Origin of the sequence: Microcoleus sp. K4-B3 (assembly GCF_036704615.1) — a bacterium.
In the GTDB taxonomy this organism is placed as follows: domain Bacteria; phylum Cyanobacteriota; class Cyanobacteriia; order Cyanobacteriales; family Microcoleaceae; genus Microcoleus.
In genome coordinates, this window is sequence record NZ_JAUBSF010000037.1 from 24408 (window position 1) to 42900 (window position 18493).

General features: G+C 44.6%; 12 protein-coding genes. 7 read left to right on the plus strand and 5 right to left on the minus strand.

Annotation, left to right across the window (positions count from 1 at the left end; genetic code table 11):
• The first annotated feature begins 150 nt into the window (after positions 1-150).
• Positions 151-1578 carry a protein adenylyltransferase SelO family protein gene (locus QUA78_RS17070; RefSeq protein WP_333304209.1) on the plus strand — a complete coding sequence of 476 codons (1428 nt, stop codon included), beginning with the start codon at positions 151-153 and terminating at the stop codon, positions 1576-1578.
• 114 nt (positions 1579-1692) lie between these two features.
• On the opposite strand, the gene QUA78_RS17075 is transcribed toward QUA78_RS17070, so the two are convergent.
• Together QUA78_RS17075 and QUA78_RS17080 are read right to left on the minus strand one after the other, a co-directional pair.
• Positions 1693-3882, minus strand: coding sequence for a tetratricopeptide repeat protein (locus QUA78_RS17075; protein WP_445302454.1), 2190 nt, complete (start codon positions 3880-3882; stop codon positions 1693-1695).
• Positions 3883-4071: 189 nt separating this feature from the next.
• Positions 4072-6267: a tetratricopeptide repeat protein gene (locus QUA78_RS17080; RefSeq protein ID WP_333304207.1), complete on the minus strand. Its 2196-nt coding sequence runs from the start codon at positions 6265-6267 to the stop codon at positions 4072-4074.
• Positions 6268-6896: 629 nt separating this feature from the next.
• On the opposite strand from QUA78_RS17080, the gene mnmE reads away from it, so the two are divergent.
• Positions 6897-8282, plus strand: coding sequence for a tRNA uridine-5-carboxymethylaminomethyl(34) synthesis GTPase MnmE (gene mnmE, locus QUA78_RS17085; protein WP_333304206.1), 1386 nt, complete (start codon positions 6897-6899; stop codon positions 8280-8282).
• Between the two features lie 191 nt (positions 8283-8473).
• Here mnmE and QUA78_RS17090 read toward each other — a convergent pair whose 3' ends face one another.
• On the minus strand, positions 8474-10012 hold the full coding sequence (locus tag QUA78_RS17090) for a SagB/ThcOx family dehydrogenase (protein ID WP_333304205.1): 1539 nt from the start codon (positions 10010-10012) through the stop codon (positions 8474-8476).
• Between the two features lie 223 nt (positions 10013-10235).
• On the opposite strand from QUA78_RS17090, the gene QUA78_RS17095 reads away from it, so the two are divergent.
• From QUA78_RS17095 to QUA78_RS17115, 5 genes are all read left to right on the plus strand, one after another.
• Positions 10236-10757, plus strand: a complete 522-nt coding sequence (locus QUA78_RS17095) for a pentapeptide repeat-containing protein (RefSeq protein WP_333304204.1) — start codon at positions 10236-10238, stop codon at positions 10755-10757.
• Between the two features lie 199 nt (positions 10758-10956).
• On the plus strand, positions 10957-11289 hold the full coding sequence (locus QUA78_RS17100) for a DMT family transporter (protein ID WP_333304203.1): 333 nt from the start codon (positions 10957-10959) through the stop codon (positions 11287-11289).
• Between the two features lie 33 nt (positions 11290-11322).
• Complete coding sequence (locus tag QUA78_RS17105) at positions 11323-13404, plus strand: dynamin family protein (RefSeq protein WP_333304202.1); 2082 nt, start codon at positions 11323-11325, stop codon at positions 13402-13404.
• Between the two features lie 221 nt (positions 13405-13625).
• Positions 13626-14903, plus strand: coding sequence for a hypothetical protein (locus QUA78_RS17110; protein ID WP_333304201.1), 1278 nt, complete (start codon positions 13626-13628; stop codon positions 14901-14903).
• Between the two features lie 191 nt (positions 14904-15094).
• Positions 15095-16777 carry a dynamin family protein gene (locus QUA78_RS17115; protein ID WP_333304200.1) on the plus strand — a complete coding sequence of 561 codons (1683 nt, stop codon included), beginning with the start codon at positions 15095-15097 and terminating at the stop codon, positions 16775-16777.
• On the opposite strand, the gene QUA78_RS17120 is transcribed toward QUA78_RS17115, so the two are convergent.
• Complete coding sequence (locus QUA78_RS17120) at positions 16744-18033, minus strand: endonuclease/exonuclease/phosphatase family protein (RefSeq protein WP_333304199.1); 1290 nt, start codon at positions 18031-18033, stop codon at positions 16744-16746. The two genes, QUA78_RS17115 and QUA78_RS17120, sit on opposite strands and share 34 nt — an antisense overlap.
• Before the next feature lie 42 nt (positions 18034-18075).
• Positions 18076-18462 carry an SMU1112c/YaeR family gloxylase I-like metalloprotein gene (gene gloA2, locus QUA78_RS17125; RefSeq protein WP_333304198.1) on the minus strand — a complete coding sequence of 129 codons (387 nt, stop codon included), beginning with the start codon at positions 18460-18462 and terminating at the stop codon, positions 18076-18078.
• Between the last annotated feature and the right edge of the window lie 31 nt (positions 18463-18493).

Here is an 18493-nt window from a genome sequence, read left to right on the forward strand (position 1 = left end):
CATGAAACAGCACTGGGATGAAAGGAGGAGCGAGACTCGGCTATAAACGAGAGATAAAAAGGGTTTGAGGCAATTGTTGACACCAATGCAGTGCGCACCTTACCCGTATATAATTTGGAGCGATCGCCAATTTCAGCATATAATAGAAAAATGTCAAATCCCTTACTTTCCCTCAACTACGAACCCGCCATCGAATCCCTCGGTGGCGACTATTTTGATGAAGTCCCTGCGGCTGATTTTCCGCAACACATTCTCCGCTTCCGCAACGACCAATTATTGCCGATACTGGGTTTAGACCCCGCACAAGTAACCGACCAACATTTCATCGAAGCGTTCGGCAAATTTCACTGTGTCCGTCCCTTTCTCGCACTTCGCTATCACGGCTATCAATTCAACGAATACAACCCGAATTTAGGTGACGGTAGAGGCTTTTTGTACGGCCAAGTTCGCGGCACTGACGGCAGACTTTACGACTTCGGCACTAAAGGTTCCGGCCGCACGCCCTACTCGCGGCACGCTGATGGTAGACTCACTCTCAAAGGGGGAATTCGCGAAGTTTTAGCCGCCGAAGCTTTGCACCGGTTGGGAGTTCGGACATCTCGGTGTTTTAGTTTAGTTGAAACGGGCGAGGCTTTGTGGCGGGGCGACGAACCATCACCCACGCGATCGTCCGTAATGGTGCGTTTCAGTCATTCTCACATCCGGTTTGGAACTTTTGAAAGGTTGCACTATATCCGCCGCCCGGATTTAACTAAAAAACTTTTAGATTTTGTTATTGAATATTACTATCCAGAACTGCATTTAGAAGCAAGTAATGCGGGTGTTTCGCCGGCAGAAAAATATGCGCTATTTTATGCAGATTTAGTCAAGCGAGTAGCCGAATTAGTCGCTCAGTGGATGGCAGCAGGATTTTGCCACGCCGTGCTGAATACTGATAATATGTCGATTACTGGAGAAAGTTTCGATTACGGGCCTTTCGCTTTTATTCCAACTTACAAGCCGGAATTTACAGCAGCTTATTTCGACCATTACGGTCTTTATTGTTACGGCAATCAACCGTTTATTTGTAAGGGGAATTTAGAGAAGCTCCAGCAACCGCTAGCAGCCGCGATTCCTCAAGCTGATATGGATGCTGCTTTGGCAAAGTTTGGCGATTATTATAATGCAGCTTACCGGCATTTGATGCTCAATAGATTGGGATTTGAGGATTTGCCAGAGGCGGAGGGAGATGAGTTGTTGAAGGTGACAATTAAAATGCTGGCGGAGTCTCAAGTAGGCTATCACGATTTCTTTTTTGAACTGCGAAGACAGTTCGATCGCACTTGGCGAGATGATGCTAGTCAAATTTTTGCTGAGGCGGAACCGACGGATTTGATAGCACCTTGGCGGCAGTTTTATTATCACGTTTTGCAAAGTTTGTCGGCGGATGATATGGATAAAATGGCGGACAGGTTGCGCAGGCACAATCCCGAACAATCGCTTTTGAGACCGACGATTGAGGCTGTTTGGGAACCCATAGCTATTGAGGATAATTGGGAACCGTTTTATGAGTTGGTGAAGAGACTTCAAAATTCTTAAAGGGAATTGGGCATGGGGCATTGTTGACTGTTAACTGTTGACTGTTAACTGTTAACTGTTGACTGATGACTAACAACTAACAACTAACAACTAACAACTAACAACTGACAACTACTACTTGAGCTTTTCAATCTCAAATTGTGCATCTTTGTAACCGCCAGTTAGTCCTTGATCGAGAAACATTTTGCCGGCTTTTTCTAAATCGCTAATCGCTCCTGCTTTGTCTCCCAATGAGCGGCGAACGATGCCTCTACCGTAGTAAGCAGCAGCATAATTCGGATTGATCCGAATAGCTTGCACGTAATCGGCGATCGCACTGTTGTAATTATTTAACTGCTGGTAAATCTTAGCCCGATTGGCGTAAGCTTCAGCATTGTTGGGATTGAACCCGATTGCTGCTGTAAAATCTGCGATCGCCCCCTGCGCGTCACCCCCTGCGCTGCGAGCTAAAGCACGATTGTTAAAAGCATTATAATCATTCGGATTCACTTTCAGCGCTTGAGTGCAATCGGCAATTGCTTTCGGATAATCCTTCAAATTTAAATAAGCAATACAGCGATTGTTGTAAGGAACCCCATCCTCATCGCTCAGCGAAATTGCCTGAGTGCAATCGTCAATTGCCGATTGATATGCTCCCAAATTCAACTGCGTGCTGCAACGATTAGCGTAAGCATCTCCACTCTTGGGATCGATCGCAATTACCTGAGAATAATCCGCCAAAGCTCCCTGATAATCTCCTAAGTGAAAGCGAGCTCTCCCCCGACTGTAGAAAGCATCAACATTCTTAGCATCAAGTTTAATTGCTTCAGTATAATCTCCAATCGCCCCCTGCAAATCTGCACTCGCAGCGCGAGCCAACCCCCGCGAATGATAACCTTTAGCCAGGTTTGGCTGCAACCGAATTACTCCGGTAAAATCCTGAATAGCCGCCTTGTAATCTTGCAGCTCTAAATAAGCAACTCCTCTTTCATAATAGGTATCAAAATCGTCGGGCTGGAGATTCAAAGCTTGAGTGTAGTCTTCAATCGCCCCGCGCTTGTCGTTAAAATCGTGACGGGTTAGCCCGCGGTTAAAATAAGCTTGAACATATTTAGGATTGAGAGCGATCGCTTGAGAATAATCCGCAATTGCTTCTTGATATTTTTGTAAATCATAATTAGCATTACCCCGCCGATAAAAACTCTCAGCATTTTTAGGATTCAATTGAATTGACTTATTAAAAGCCTGCAAAGCTGCCGCCGCATCTTGATTGCGAGACTTTTCCACTCCCTGTTCGTAATATTCCTTAGCTTTAATCGGATTTGGCCGGCTCCAATAAATAAACAAAAATATTATAAATACTGCCGCCCCGAACCCAGCCAAAATCAGCCACCAAAACCGAGTTTTAAAACGTGACGAAACACTATCCGAAGACAGTAAGCTCGGAGAAATACTTTTCTTTGGAGCCTTATTCCCCGGTTCTTGGCGGTGCTTCAGCTTGCTGAGAGATTCCAAAACTTCCTCAGCAGATTGATAGCGTTTGCCAAATTGGTGACAGACCATTTTGTCAATGATATTTGCTAGTCCCACAGAACATTGCGATCGGTTTCGCCAAACAATTTCCCCCGTGTGAGAAGGACTCGGATCTTGCAATTTTGGCAAATCCGTACCGGGCAAACCCGTGATAGCTTGGACTGCCATCATCCCGACTGCATAGAGGTCGCTGCTAAATTGCGGGTTGCCTTGAAATTGTTCGATCGGCATATAAGCCGGAGTTCCAGTAGCAATGGTACGCGGAAATTCTGTATCGTAGTCACTGACGTGACTTGCAACTTCTTTAACCGAGCCGAAGTCAATTAAAACTAATTTGCCGTCTGGTTTGCGGCGGATTAAGTTGGAGGGATTAACATCGCGGTGAATCACTCCCTGAGAGTGTACGAAAGCGAGAAGTTGTAACACTTCTTCCAACAGATCCAGCACTCGTTCTTCCCGCCAAGGTTGACCGGCCACAATTTCCCTATTTAGGGCGTGTCCGGGCACAAATTCTTCGACAAGGTAGAATTGATTTCCTTCTTCAAAATAAGCAAGTAAAAAGGGGATTTGATCGTGTTTTCCCAGTTTTTCTAATATTTCTGCTTCCTGTTTAAATAAGCGGTAAGCAGTTTTGAGAACTGTGGAAGTGTTGCTAGGAGGGCGCAATTGTTTGACTACACATTGAGGGTGGCCTGGGCGGCGAGTATCGACAGCTAAATAAGTTTGTCCGAAAGCTCCTGAACTGAGAATTTGCACTACGCGATAACGCCTGTCTAAAAGTTGACCAACCATGTTCATATCAGGAATTGAGAATTGGGAATTAGTGATTGGGAATTGGAAATTGGAAATTGGAAATTGAGAATTGGTGATTGGTGGTTTAGCCTTCTTCCTTCTTCCTGCTTCATTTTGCATTCTTCATTTTTCCTCATGACTGATGACTGATGGCTGATGACTGAGAACTAATAACTGATGACTAATAGCTTATTTAGGATCGTTGATTTGTGCTTGTGCGTTTTGGAAACCATCGGCTCTTCCTTGTTCTAGAAAAAGCGTTGCAGCTTTCTGAAAATCCTCGATCGCCCCAGCACGGTCTTTGAGTTGCCGGCGGACGAGCCCTCGGCTGTAAAAAGCGCTAGCATTGTTGGGGTTGAGCCGCAGTGAGTGAGCGAAATCCTCAACCGCTAAAGGGTAATTTTTTAGTTCTGAGTAAATAGTACCGCGATTGCTGTAAGCTACTGCATCGCTGGGATTGAGCCGAATTGCTTGAGTAAAATCTTCCACAGCCCCCTGCTTGTCTCCCGAAGCCGATCGAGCTAATCCTCGATTGCTGTATGCTTTGGGATTGTTGCCGTTGAGTCCGATCGTCAAACTGCAATCTTCGCTGGCTTTTTGAAATTGTTTTAAATTCAGATAAGCAATGCAGCGGTTGTTGTAAGCTGCTTCATCTTTGGGAGCGAGGCGAATTCCTTGGGTGCAATCTGCAATCGCTTTGTCGTAGGTTGCCAAATTTAAGTAAGCGCTGCACCGATTGGTATAAGCATCAGCTAGCTCTGGTTCCAATTCGATCGCCTTACTATAATCTTCCATCGCTCCTTGATAATCTGCCAGATTAAACCGCGATCGACCCCGACTGTAGTAAACGCCAGCTTGTTTGGGGCTAATTTGAATCGCTTGGGTAAAATCTGCCATTGCTCCTGTTTTGTCGCCCGCAGCCGATCGAGCTAAACCCCGATTGCTGTAAGCTGTAGCATCGTTGGGAGTGAGCCGAATTGCTTGAGTGTAGTCTTCAATTGCCGTGCGGTAGTCGCCCAAATCGTAGTAGGCTAAACCCCGCTGAGAGTATGCCTCACCGTCGTTGGGATTCAGTCGCACTACTTGGGTGAAATCTTCCACGGCCCCGGGCTTGTCGCCGGTGTCGCGGCGGGCCAGACCTCGATTGTAGATGGCTTTGGTGTGGCTGGGATTGACTTTAATTGCTTGCGTGTAATCCTGTATTGCTTGATCGGTGGCGCCCATGTCGTAGCGAGCGTTGGCCCGCTTGTAGTAAGTTTCCGCATCGCTGGTATTCATGGCAATCGCTTGGGTATAATCGGCGATCGCGCCTGTTTTGTCTCCTTGTTGCGCCTTGGTAACCCCGCGGGCTAACAATTCTTTTGCCCTCGCCGGACTTTGACTCTGCCACAAGTAAATTATGAGTGCTGTCAAGATTAAAGCTGCGGCTGTTGCAGCCATCAGCAGCAGTCTGATTTTGCCCTGTCTCGGCGGTTTACTCATAGCGTCCGTGATGATTGTGGCTGGCGGCTCAATATTCCATTTTACGGCGATTTGTTTGAGGTCTGCCAAAACTTCGGCGGCCTGCTGATAGCGTTCCTCGCAGTCGGGGCGCACCATTCGATCGATAATATCTGCTAGGGCAGGTGAACAAGTTGCCCGGTTTCGCCAGGGAATTTCGCTTTTGTTGTTTTTTAAGGCACTCAGTTCGTTGGGTGAGAGTCCCGTCACGGCAAGCTGGGCGATCGTACCTAGAGCGTAAATGTCGCTATTGTAACGGGGGCTGCCGATGGATTGCTCGATCGGCACGTATAACTCCTGGGCCGCCAACTCGTGTTTTTTTGCTAAAGGCCCTTTAACAGAGTTGGGGGAGGTTTGCGCCAACAAATGACAATTAGCGAGTTCCGGGTTAATTTCTTTGTCTAAGCTAAAGTCAATCAGCACAAATTTGCCGTCTGACTCGCGCCGGATAGCTCTGTCTGGCTGAATTCTGCGGTGAATGAAACCCTTCTCGTGTATGAACACCAAAATTTCTAATATTTCTGATAGCAGACCAATTACTTTGTCTTCAGGCCAAGGTTCACCGGGTATTAGTTCTTGACTTAAAGGCGATCCGGCAATAAATTCTTCTATTAAGTATAAACTTTGATTTTCCTCAAAATACGCCAATAACTCGGGAATTTTGTCGTGTTTTCCCAAATTTTCAATTATTTCTGCGTTTCTTTGAAATATAACTTTTACTAATTCTGGAGTTTGCGAACTTGTGCCGGGGAGCAGCATTTCTCTAACAGTGCATTGCGGATACCCGGGACGGTGAGTATCTGCTGCTAGATAAGTTTTTCCCACCTCACTTGAGTCTGTGACTTTAATGATGCGGTAACGTCTGTCGAGAAGTTGACCAATCATGCTTTGCCCTCTACCCTGTTAATCTTCCATTATCGCATGAAATCACGATAGCCCAAACATTTGGCTGAGTAATTTAAGTTCGATCGGGCCGTGACTCCCGCCCAAAAACGGATACTTGCTTTCCGACAGGAGTCGTGAGACGCCCAAAATTTTAGACCCGAGTTGAAGCTCCCCGATTCATCTGTGGAGTAAATCTAAAATCTACAATCTACAATCTAAAATCGACTGACTGAGCAAACGGGCGATCGGATTGGCTATGTAAGTCAAGCGCGGTGGCGCTCTTCTAATATCTTACAAAAAAATCGCTGAAATTGTTTATTCTGTCAATGAGATATGTATAATTTAACAAGGAAGCCGGAGGTCAGTCAAATGAACATACAACTGGTTCAATCCCTAATTCAAGTTATTTTGTCTCTTGCAGCCGACGAGCAATTAGCGATTCTAGGGAAAATATTACCAAATATCTCCTAGGCTTCGACCCGGAAACTTGTGCATCTTGCCCAAAAGGGCGGCTCTTTTAATGTTTTGAATGACGAACTAGAGATTTATCCTCTCAAATACCGAGAAGCAATTGCCTGATACTCAAAAACGAGAGATTAAGAGAACTTTTAAATGTGTGAATAATAAAAATGTCTGAATCACTAACAAAAGGAGGGACGATCGCAGCGATCGCCACTGCCATAGTTCCCCAACAAGGCAGCGTCGGCATTGTGCGAGTTTCCGGTTCCGCAGCCTTAAAAATTGCCGAAACTCTGTTTCGCGCCCCAGGACGGCAAATTTGGGAGTCTCACCGCATTCTTTACGGCCACATCCGCCGCCCCAAAACTCAAGAATTAGTCGATGAAGCTTTGCTGCTAATCATGAAAGCACCGCGTTCCTTTACTCGCGAAGATGTGGTGGAATTTCACTGTCACGGCGGTATTATGGCCGTGCAGCAAGTCTTGCAGTTGTGTTTGGAACATGGGGCAAGATTGGCGCAACCGGGAGAGTTTTCGCTGCGGGCTTTTTTGAACGGGAGGCTTGATTTAACTCAAGCTGAAAGTATCTCAGATTTGGTGGGAGCAAAATCGCCCGCTGCTGCACAAAGTGCTTTGGCTGGTTTGCAGGGAAAATTAGCGCAGCCAATTCGCCAACTGAGAACAACTTGTTTGGACGTGCTGGCAGAAATTGAGGCGAGAATTGATTTTGAGGAAGATTTACCGCCTTTAGATGAAGCTAAAACTTGTTTGGAAATAAATCATGTTTTGGAGGAATTGTCAACAATTTTGGCGACGGCAGATCGCGGAGAATTGTTAAGAACCGGTTTGAAAGTAGCGATTGTTGGGCGGCCGAATGTGGGAAAATCGAGTTTGTTGAATGCGTGGAGCCGGAGCGATCGGGCGATCGTCACGGATTTGCCAGGTACGACGCGGGACGTGGTAGAATCGCAGCTAGTTGTGGGCGGAATACCGGTGCAGGTACTCGACACTGCGGGAATTCGAGAAACCGAAGACAAGGTAGAAAAAATTGGCGTTGAGCGATCGCGCGCCGCAGCAAAACAAGCCGATTTAGTGTTGTTGACAATTGACGCGGAATCGGGTTGGACAGAGGAAGATTCGGAAATTTACGAACAAGTAAAGCACCGCCAGCTAATTATAATTATCAACAAAATCGACCTAGTAAAAACACTCCCCGAACTACCTTTTTCCTCTGAAGTTCATCCAATAGTTGCCGCAGCCGCTGCCCTAGATCGAGGCATAGAAGACTTAGAAACAGCAATCTTAGATGCCGTTAGCGGGGGAAATTTGCAAGCAGCAAACTCAGACTTAGCAATCAACCAGCGGCAAGCAGCAGCGTTAACTAAAGCTAAAATTTCTCTGGAACAATGCACGGATACTATGAGCAACAAATTGCCTTTAGATTTCTGGACAATAGATTTGCGCGGTGCAATTCAAGCATTGGGGGAAGTTACGGGCGAAGAAGTGACAGAATCAGTATTGGACAGAATATTTAGCAGGTTTTGTATTGGCAAATAGCAATGGTAAAACTTACGTAAAACCTCTATATTGCAGGTTGAAAATGCTGACTTTACCGCTATAACTTGAAAATTCAGAAGATTCACTGACTCGCTTGTTTGATTTTTTGCAGATTGAGTGGTTCGTACCGTAAATCAGCCAGGCCAATTCTTCAATCTAAAATCTAAAATCTAAAATCGATTGACTAATTCTCACGATCGAGGTCTTCCCAGAGTTGTAATATAAAGCACAGCTTCACTCGCAGGAATACCGAGAACCTCATTGACGCGATCGTCAAAAAAGCCCGCGATACCGCTGACACCCAAACGCAGTTGAATAGCTGCTAAATTCAACCGCTGGCCTAAATGACCCGCGTCCATGTGCAAATAGCGGTAAACTCGATCGCCATATTTTGCTACAGCCCTGTTCAAATCCGCCGTGTGAAACAACAGCGCCCCCGCATCTCTGCCTAAATCTTGCCCCAAACACAAAAAATGCAATTCCCTGCGGAAATTTTTAAACCGAATTTGCCGCAATTCTTGAGCTTTGGGAGCGTAATAGTAACAGCCTTCTTCTAACCCATTCACTCCCGAAACAGCAATAAAAGTCTCGATCAAACTTAGATCGAAATAGTCGGGATAACCGTCTAATCCTTGGTCGATATAGTGCTGCGGCTGGTAAGTAAAATCCAGCATAGCTAGCAGTTCGCCCAAGCTCAAAGAAGCACCTGTATAAGCACGGGTAGAACGCCTTTTAAGCATAGTGTTTTCTAAAGTTTCCAGGTTCACTCCCCAAGGAATTGAAGGAGTGACCGTCGAAACTTTAGTACAAAATGGAAAGTTGTATTTATCCTCTAATTCCCCTTCACTTTCATCAAGTTTCCAGCCGTCCGCTCCAGTAGGGTCAGATTCTAAATGCGTCGCTTTGTGGAGGTATTTTAACAGTTGACCTTCGGAAATTTGCGGGTAATCTGTCGTGGTGTTTCCGGGCAAAGCTGTTTTAAATTTAGGCAAGTTTTGGTCAATATCTAGCAAGTCGGCTAAAGCAACTACACAAATCGCTCCTTCTTGCTCCGAGTCGATGTACAGTAATTCATTGATAGCTTCGTCAGCGAATCCTCCAATCAGGTGAGGTCGGTAATCGTTGACGGCGCAAGCTAATTCAATATTGCTCAATAAATGACCGGTGTCTAGGAAAATTCGCCGATAAGCTCGGTCTTCGTAACGCCAAGAAGAACGAAAAAAAACAGTGGTAATCGCGATCGCCAATTGCGTATTTTCTAGCGCGGGCGACTGGAAACAAGCTGCTTGCAAGGTCGGCCAAACTTGACTGTCCCAAAAATGAACAAGTGAATGAGTTCTGCACTGATAGTTGTAAAGTCCGGCCGGCAACTGCGCAGTGCCGCGGGATATTAAATAAACCTCTGCTGGGTAGAGCCCGCCCGCCGACGGTGCGGATCGCAAATACAGGTAGCTGTCGTCTACCGTTTGCACTTTCGCCGTCAACCCGTAGCTGCACAGCAACAAGCTGGATAACCGATGCCACCAAACCGCATCGGGATCGGCATCGGAATCATCCGAGGGGTGTTTTAGATAAGGCTTGAGGTCAAAATACGCTCCTATTTTATATTCTTTGAACGGCACGGGCTGCTCTGTCCAATCTAGCTGTTTGCTTTTGGCAGCAAGGGTTTCAGGATCGTATTTCGTCCGTTCGTGGTAGTGCTGAGCAATGGAGGGAGGAAGTTCTGGCATATTTCAGTAGAGGATTGACTTTGGTTTCTCGATCTTGACATTACTAACCGCTTACTGGTCGAGCAAGGCAGAAATTGACAAATATAAAAAAAATATTAGAAAAAATGCGAGCGTTGTTACATAAGCTTAACATAAGAATATGCCTAAGTATAAATACGCAGTAAAATAACCATTAATTATCGTTATAAATTGACTGCATTAGCTGTCGTCATGAGGGGTGAAAATGCAAAAGCTAAGCGCTGAGGAATTGCTCGCTCAGTATGCAGAGGGCAAGCGAAACTTTAACGCAGTTGACTTAAGTGGAGATAACTTGTTTCAAGCAGACTTAGCAGAAATAAATCTTTCTGGTAGCGTTCTGAGGCGAGCTTATTTGCCCTACGGAAATTTGACTGAAGCCAATCTTTATAAAACTGATTTACAAGATGCTGAATTGGGCGACATTCAACTTTATCAAGCCAACTTGTCGGAAGCAAATTTATCAAGATCAAATTTATGCAGAGCAAATTTGCGCCACGCCAATTTACAAGGTGCCAATTTGCAGAAAGCCAATTTGCAAGGTGCGGATTTGTACAATGCAGATTTGACGAATGCCGATTTGAGATATGCGGATTTGAGCCGAGCTAATTTGCATAAAGCAAAGTTAACTAAAGCTCAATTAGCGGGCTGCAACTTATTTCGATCGCGCTTGGTCGATCTGTCGGAAGCTGAGTGCGATCGCACTACCATCGGCCCCGAAGGATATTGATGATGTGCAGCGCCTAGTCTAGGGCGATCGGCTTAATTAGTCGTGAAGCGTAGCTATCCCGTAGGGAATCGCCCTTTTTAAAATTTCTTAACATTTCTCGACAGCGGGGAAAATGTGAGTTACAGTTGTAAAAAACTTATCACTCCCCAACATTGACAATCAATAACACATTTTTTTCGTGGGGAATAGGGTAAAATTTATGAACTCTCCCGACAAAAAAGCCAGAGAACTCCGGCACAAAGAACAAGAACTGCGGAAGCGCGAACAAGAAATTCGACTGCGCGAACTAGAAGCCGAAATCGACCGCTCAGTGCCCGAACATCTAACGAGAAAGTACGAAGAACCAGACAGCCAAGTTAACGGGAAACTCAAACAGTGGCGCCGAAAAATTATAGCAGCCGCTCAATTTACAGGCATTGTCATTGCTGTTATCGTTGCAGTTCGCATAGCATCTTGGCTGGCAGCCGCGCTGATAGTTGGAGGCATTGCTTTGATCGCTTACAAAATGTTTATTGAAGAAGACAGAAGTTGACAAGCCCAAGCCGGAAACTCTCAGGAAATACCCATGAACCTTAAAGTCGAAACTAGCAACTTTCTCAACGATTTAGAGCGAGTAGCCGCAGTCCGCCGAGAAATAGCCGATCGCCTCAGCAACATCGCCACAGCCATCAACCAATCAGAATTAGCCGGAGCTGAAGCATCGGGAAGACTCGGTTTAGAAACCGACAGCGCCGACATCAATCTCGCCAGTAAAAACTTGCGCCAAGGAGTCTTTCGGCTGCTAGTGCTAGGCGACATGAAACGCGGAAAAAGCACTTTTCTCAATGCCTTAATCGGCGAAAACTTACTGCCCAGCGATGTAAATCCCTGTACAGCTTTGCTGACGATTTTGCGCTACGGTTCCGAAAAAAAAGTGACCGTTTATTTCAATGACGGCAAAAGCCCAAAACAGCTAGATTTTAAAAGTTTTAAACAGAACTATACAATTGACCCCGCTGAGGCAAAACGCTTAGAAGAAGAAAAGAAACCAGCATTTCCCGATATCGACTGCGCCGTAGTAGAATATCCCTTACCTTTGTTAGAAAAAGGCATAGAAATAGTAGACAGTCCCGGACTGAACGATACAGAAGCCCGCAACGAATTATCTCTCGGTTACATCAACAACTGCCACGCTATTTTGTTCGTACTCAGGGCAACTCAGCCTTGCACGATGGGTGAAAGACGCTATCTAGAAAATTACATCAAAAATCGCGGTTTGAGCATTTTCTTTCTGATCAATGCTTGGGATCAAGTGCGGGAAAGTTTGATTGACCCGGACGATTCTGAAGAATTAGCAGAAGCAGAAGGGAAACTGCGGCGGGTTTTTCAAGCTAATTTGGCTGAATATTGTTTGACAGAAGGACACGATATTTACGACGAGCGAGTGTTTGCGATTACCTCAATTAAAGCATTGAGGTTGAGGATCAAAAACCCGGATGCGGATTTGGCAGGAACTGGTTTTCCCGAGTTCATGGCGGCACTGAATACGTTTTTGACCCAGGAAAGGGCGATTTCGGAATTGCGTCCGGCGAGGACTTTGGCGCGTCAAATTTCTGCTCGCGTCCGCGAAGCTGTTGGACGCCGTTTACCATTACTCGATCGCGATGTCAATGAGTTGAAGGAAAAGATTAATTCAGTTGAGCCAGAGTTTAAGAAGCTGACTCATATTCGCGATGAATTTCAACAAGAAATTATCGGCGTTAGAGATAGTAAATCGCGGGCGATCGCAGATTCTTTCCGCGCCTACGTTCTCAACTTAGAAAATACCTTTGAAACAGATTTTTTGCGGTATCAACCGGAGCTGAGATTTCTGGATTTCTTCAGCCAAGACAAGCGCGAAGCCTTTGAAGCATCGCTCAAACGAGCATTCGAGCAGTACATCAACGACAAACTAGCAGCTTGGACTCTGACGGCTGAACAAGAGATGAATTCAGCATTTTCGCAGCTATCGAAAAGTGCGGCAAATTACGGAGCATCTTACACGAAAGTGACTGAAAAAATTACCGAAAAACTGACCGGGCAAAAGATACCGACAGCAGTCAGCAACTCGAAGGAAGATAACTCGCCAGCTTGGGCAAAATGGGCAATGGGATTGTTTTCATTAACCAGCGGAAATCTGGCAGGCGTAGCGATGGCAGGAGCGGGTTTTGACTGGAAAAATATTTTGCTTAATTTAATTACTGTGTTGAGCGTCAGTACGATTTTTGCTAGTTTTACGGGGATTGTTTTGGGGCCGCTGTACTTGGCTTTATTGGGGATGGGTGTGGGGGTTTTGCAAGCAGACGGAGCTCACAAACAGTTGGTGAAAGCGGCGAAAAAAGAGCTGGTGAAATATCTGCCGCAGGTGGCTCAAGAGCAGTGGCAGCCGATTCACGATGCTGTTAAAGAGTGTTTTGATGTTTACGAGCGGGAAGTGGGCGATCGCATGAATGCTGATATTAATTCTCGGAAATCTGAGTTAGATAATTTGCTCAAACAAAAGGAATCTCGCGAGATTAATTGTCAGGCTGAATCTGAGCGGTTGAAAAAATTGGAGGCTGATGTTTCTGCCCAGTCGCAGAGTATTGAATCGCTATATCAAGGTTTCTTAGCATCTGCGGGAAGCTAGGCGTGTTTTCTAACTTGAAATTAGCTTAAATTGTAGTTGGGTTTCCTTCCTCAACCCAACCTACAGAATAGATTGAAAACACGCTCTAAACCCCCAGTCAAATTACCGTTGTTATTGAGCCAAGATTGGGAATGGTCGCAAGAAAATTGACATCGTGCGGATGCTGCGGCAGAATGGGCTTAAGGATGTGGATGAGTAGATGCAGACATTAGGGGGTAAATATGGATAATGATCAAGTTTCACAGAAATTAGAGAGATTAGAAAGAAACTTGAAAAGTATTCAAGCCTTGGAAGACACCTCTGCCAAAATCAACCGACTTATCAACATGGCTCAACAGTTTAACCTTGTCGATCGCCATGAGAAAGCTGAGGAAATTTATCACCAAGCCTTAGAACTTACCCAAAACTTTTCGGATAGCTATGATAAGGTTTGTTTGCTACAAAAATTGGGCTTGTTGCAAGAGGCAACCCTAATTAATCAAAAGCTGCTGAACAACAGGCTCAACCAAAATCTGCCAGATGGCTCTGAAAAGATAGATATACTTAAACAACTAGGTCGTTTTCAAGAGGCGATCGAAATTACTCAAAGATTGACAAATGGCTATACAAAGGCAGCTACCCTAATTGAAATTGCCAATCTCATCCAAGAATCCCATCAGAAAAATAATCTATGGCAAGAGGCAGTTTTGGTTGCAGAAACAATTAAAGATATAGAAGAAAAAGATAGAACATTAGTTCATATGGTTAAAAAAAAATTAGAGAGGAAGCTCGATCTTTCCCATGAATTATTGCCTGAAGAACTGCTAGGGAATTCAAGAGTTATTCCAGTGATAGAGGAAAAAGTTTCAGAAGAGCAATACAAGCAAGCTCTTCAAATTGCTCTAAGAATTGAGCAGATAGAACACAGAAATACTGCATTGTACGATATGGCCACTTCTCGATCTGATAATAGTGATTGGGGGATCGACCTCATCAATCAACACTATATTGTTACTCCCCCAGATTTTTCTCATAAACAAGTACAACGAATGCAGTTTAGGCAGAGCTGGTATTCAAATACATTAGCTGCATTTGAAGAGCCGTCTTTATCAAATTGGGCAGATCGGGAGAAGATACAAACTGCCTATCGCTTTATTTATATACCTAGTTTTCATCCCAGCTTAGTCATTCGAGTTGGGGGAGATACACTGAGTACACCTTGCTTGCAGGCTGTTACAAAAGTAGGAAGCAAGGTAGGGAGTGAAGAGCCTTGGATGCTCACAGAAGCAAAATCTTTGGAATTACTGACAGCCATCAATGAGAATAAATTTTGGCCTTCCATTACTTGGGATTTGTCTTGGGGTTTGGATGGATCGAGGTGGGTGTTTGAAGGCTGGAATCAAGGAAAATACAAGTGGTTGGATGCTTGGACTCCTGATAATGGACCAGCATATCGCCTTGGGAAAGTTTTCTTGTCTCTCTTCCCAGAAAACTTATTAGAACTAACTAGAATTTACTGAACCTCCTACAGGTTCACGAGAATAAGTAATATGAGGATCGAGCGATCGCTTATAATATATGTAGGTTGGGCCCTTGGAACGAACCCTACGCTTCGGTTCGCCCAACAAATCTACAAAACCCAACAAATCTACAAAAAATGTTGGGTTTCACTTCGTTCAATCCAACCTACAGCTAACGAGGATACAACAATATGCAAGAACCAGAGACTTATCAAAATTTGATGAATTATCTGAAATCAGCACTGGGCATTCTAGAACTCGACAAAAACTCCCAACTTTATCTAGATACAACCTCAATTTGCGACTATCTCGCCAAACCAACTTTTCAAATCGCTGTTTTTGGCCCGTTTAATTACGGCAAGTCAACTTTGCTCAATGCTTTGCTGGGAAATCGTGCTTTGCCGATCGACCTAGTGCCCACTACAGGTGCTGCCATTTATGTCAACTACGGCGAGGAATTGCACGCCAAAATTACCCTGAAAGACGGCACGGAAATTAGCGAACCGGGGACTGATGTGTTGAAACGCTACGCCATCCTTGACGACGCGAGACAAATGCGGGATGATGTGGCCGCCGTGAATGTTTACTGTCCCCATCCATTTCTGAAAACGGGTGTGGAATTGCTGGATTTGCCGGGAACCAACGATCGGGAAGAACAGGATAATTTGGTTCGGGATAAATTGCTAACGGCTGATTTGGTTGTGCAGGTTTTAGATGCTCGTAAATTGATGACTTTAGGGGAACGAGAGAACTTGAGAGATTGGTTGAGCGATCGCAACATCAACACTGTCCTCTTTGTTGCCAATTTTCTCAATTTACTCGAACCAGACGACCAAAAACAAGTTTACAATCGGTTGTTGTTTGTTGCCGAAAGTTTTCGCTCGAACTTGCCGAACAATATCAGCAATATCTACCGCGTCGATGCTTTGCCGGCTTTGAGGGCTAGGCTGAAAGGAGATGTGGCGGCCGCCCAAACTACAGGAATTGCCACGTTTGAATCGGCTTTGCAAAGTATTGTAGCAGCTCAACAGGAACAACTAGCAGTTAAGTTGCCCAGAATTGAAGCTATAGCTACTAAAATTTGCCAATCTCTCCGAGGGAAATCTGAAACTGTCACCGCAGAAATAGCCGCAGCTCAACAAAAGCACAAGCACAGAATTGAAATTAAACAAAAAGCCGAAAAATTGATATCAAAAGGCTTTCACGCCAGCGTTTCCGAATTCGAGATTTGGCTTTACCAGCCCACACTTTTACAGCGGTATCAATCGGAAATGGCGCTGTCGCTTCAGGAAGGGAGTTTTGATGCGTGGAAGCTAAAATTTCAGCGAGAGGTCTTACATCAGCAGCAAACCATCGCAGAATGGATAAATAAAGCTTGCGAATTCTTTGAGAAAGAACAGCCGATCGCACTTTTGATTTCCTTTCCTCCATCCCCGCAAGTCAGTTTACCGGAGCCGCCGCCACCTCCAGCTCAAAAGTCGATCGAGGGCGAAGTAACTCCAGTGGCGATCGCCACCGGCTTAGGTTGGCTTTTGGGCGGGCCTGTGGGAGCCGCAGTAGTCGGCGGTGCTAGCTATATTTTGAATAAAAGAACTGTGTATGAAAAGCCGCCTGAATCGTCAGAAGCTTATCTCAATCAAGTAACGGAAATTTGCAGCGAGGCTGCTAAAAACTATCTCGCTCGCTTCAGCAGCGATACTTTTTCTATGCTGCAACACTACAAGGAAATCGCCGGAAAAGTTATCTGTTTTCAAGACAGCAAAGAGCCGCTACAGACAAATATTCAGCAATACCAGATACAGTTAATCAATAATTTGTTAGAAAATATCGAATCCTGCCTTCAAATGACCAAATCTGTAATTAACGCCAAATGATCCGAACCGAGATTGCAGCCAGTATGAATCTTCAAAACACCAATTTCTTTGCTGACTAGAAAGTGATCGATCGGAATATAAGCCAGCGGCATAAAAGTCGGCCAAGTCGGTAAAATGCCAAAGCCCGATCGCGCATTTCGCAGTTTTCCAGTTTTTACCATATTTTTGTAGAAGGGCGACCACATTGTGGTATTGAAATCCCCAACCACAATCAGCGGATTTTTGACTTGGGCTGCATACTCGCCGATGCCTGCTAGCTGTCGATTGCGCTCGATAAAACTCTGCTGTTTGATCGGCACAGTGGGATGAGCAAGAATCAGAGAAATGATTTTACCTTGAAATTCAACCTCCGCAAACAAGCTCTTTCTTCGCTTTGAAAAGGGTTTAACAGAGGGATTTTTTAAAGGCAGCTTGCTGTAGATTGCACTGCCAAATCTCTCAGATTGTTGGTAGTGGCAAGAGTAAGGAAACATTTCACTTAAAACGGCTAACTCCTTCGCCCAAACTGTGCTGACTTCGACAAAAACCGCGATATCTGGTTGTTCTGCTTTTACCAGCGAGATCACCTCAGAATATCGCCGGTTACTTGTTAAAACATTTGAATGCAAAATCCGCAGATGTTGTCCGGGAGTCGCTCCTGCAAAAGCTGGCGAGGGGAAATACCAAGGAACAATTTCCGCCAAATTAATGATAATGCAAAATGCGCTCACCAGCAACCATATTTTTTTTGAGCGCACGAGAGCGAAGAATATAAAAACTGATAAGCCTGCCAACAGATATTGTAGTTTAAAATGAGAACTCAACTCAAAAAAAATGTTAAATCCTCCCAAGTAACCTGCAATTGACAAGAGTGCATCTAAAATTGCTGCGAGGATAAACCATTTTAAAATTACGTGCTTCAAGCTAATAATTTGGTTATTTCTGTGCAGTATCGCCCATTTCAGCTTAATTTTGAGGTCGTTGGTAATCGGCAATTTATCAATTTCTATTACCAGTCGTTCTGGCTGTTCCAACTCTCGCCGCTTTTGGTAAAATCTCACCAGCAAGCTATCTACCATAAAATAACTAAACGAATTGGCAACAAATCCTACAAATACCAACACACCTAAACCGATCAGCATACCAAAGGAACCACCTACTTTGACCAAACCCGACCAAACGGCTGCGTCACCTGTTTTACCTGTAGCTGCTATAGCTATAAATAGCATTAAAGTAGGCAATCCGATTGTGATTGTGTTTCTGATAATACTGTCCATTATTTACCCTTTTTGCTAAGCTTTTTTACCTTGGCTCTTGCTCTAAAGTTCATAAATTTCTAACGGTAAGTTGTCTGGATCTCTGAAAAATGTAAACCGTTTTTCTGTAATCTCGTCAAAGCGAATTTCTTCTACTTCTACTTGTTGGGATTTTAAGTAAGCAACGGATGCTTCTATGTCCTCAACTGCAAAAGCTAAATGTCTCAAACCGCATGCTTCAGGATTGTTAACTCTTTCAGGAGGATGGGGAAATGAGAAAAGCTCAATGGTGTCGCCGTTGCCGACTCGCAAATCTAGTTTGTAAGAATTCCTCTCGGTTCGGAAAGTTTCTTTGATAATGGAACATCCTAAGACTTCTACATAAAATTTCTTCGATGCTTCGTAATCCGAGCAAATAATCGCCACATGATGTATTGCCTTTATTTTCATCTTAAAAAAGTTAGTTAGTTGCGTTTTTCCC

Bases quoted from the DNA above. Each gene is read 5' to 3' on its own strand.
- QUA78_RS17070 (WP_333304209.1), top strand. From the start codon at position 151: ATGTCAAATCCCTTACTTTCCCTCAACTACGAACCCGCCATCGAATCC.
- QUA78_RS17075 (WP_445302454.1), bottom strand. From the start codon at position 3,882: ATGGTTGGTCAACTTTTAGACAGGCGTTATCGCGTAGTGCAAATTCTC.
- QUA78_RS17080 (WP_333304207.1), bottom strand. From the start codon at position 6,267: ATGATTGGTCAACTTCTCGACAGACGTTACCGCATCATTAAAGTCACA.
- mnmE (WP_333304206.1), top strand. From the start codon at position 6,897: ATGTCTGAATCACTAACAAAAGGAGGGACGATCGCAGCGATCGCCACT.
- QUA78_RS17090 (WP_333304205.1), bottom strand. From the start codon at position 10,012: ATGCCAGAACTTCCTCCCTCCATTGCTCAGCACTACCACGAACGGACG.
- QUA78_RS17095 (WP_333304204.1), top strand. From the start codon at position 10,236: ATGCAAAAGCTAAGCGCTGAGGAATTGCTCGCTCAGTATGCAGAGGGC.
- QUA78_RS17100 (WP_333304203.1), top strand. From the start codon at position 10,957: ATGAACTCTCCCGACAAAAAAGCCAGAGAACTCCGGCACAAAGAACAA.
- QUA78_RS17105 (WP_333304202.1), top strand. From the start codon at position 11,323: ATGAACCTTAAAGTCGAAACTAGCAACTTTCTCAACGATTTAGAGCGA.
- QUA78_RS17110 (WP_333304201.1), top strand. From the start codon at position 13,626: ATGGATAATGATCAAGTTTCACAGAAATTAGAGAGATTAGAAAGAAAC.
- QUA78_RS17115 (WP_333304200.1), top strand. From the start codon at position 15,095: ATGCAAGAACCAGAGACTTATCAAAATTTGATGAATTATCTGAAATCA.
- QUA78_RS17120 (WP_333304199.1), bottom strand. From the start codon at position 18,033: ATGGACAGTATTATCAGAAACACAATCACAATCGGATTGCCTACTTTA.
- gloA2 (WP_333304198.1), bottom strand. From the start codon at position 18,462: ATGAAAATAAAGGCAATACATCATGTGGCGATTATTTGCTCGGATTAC.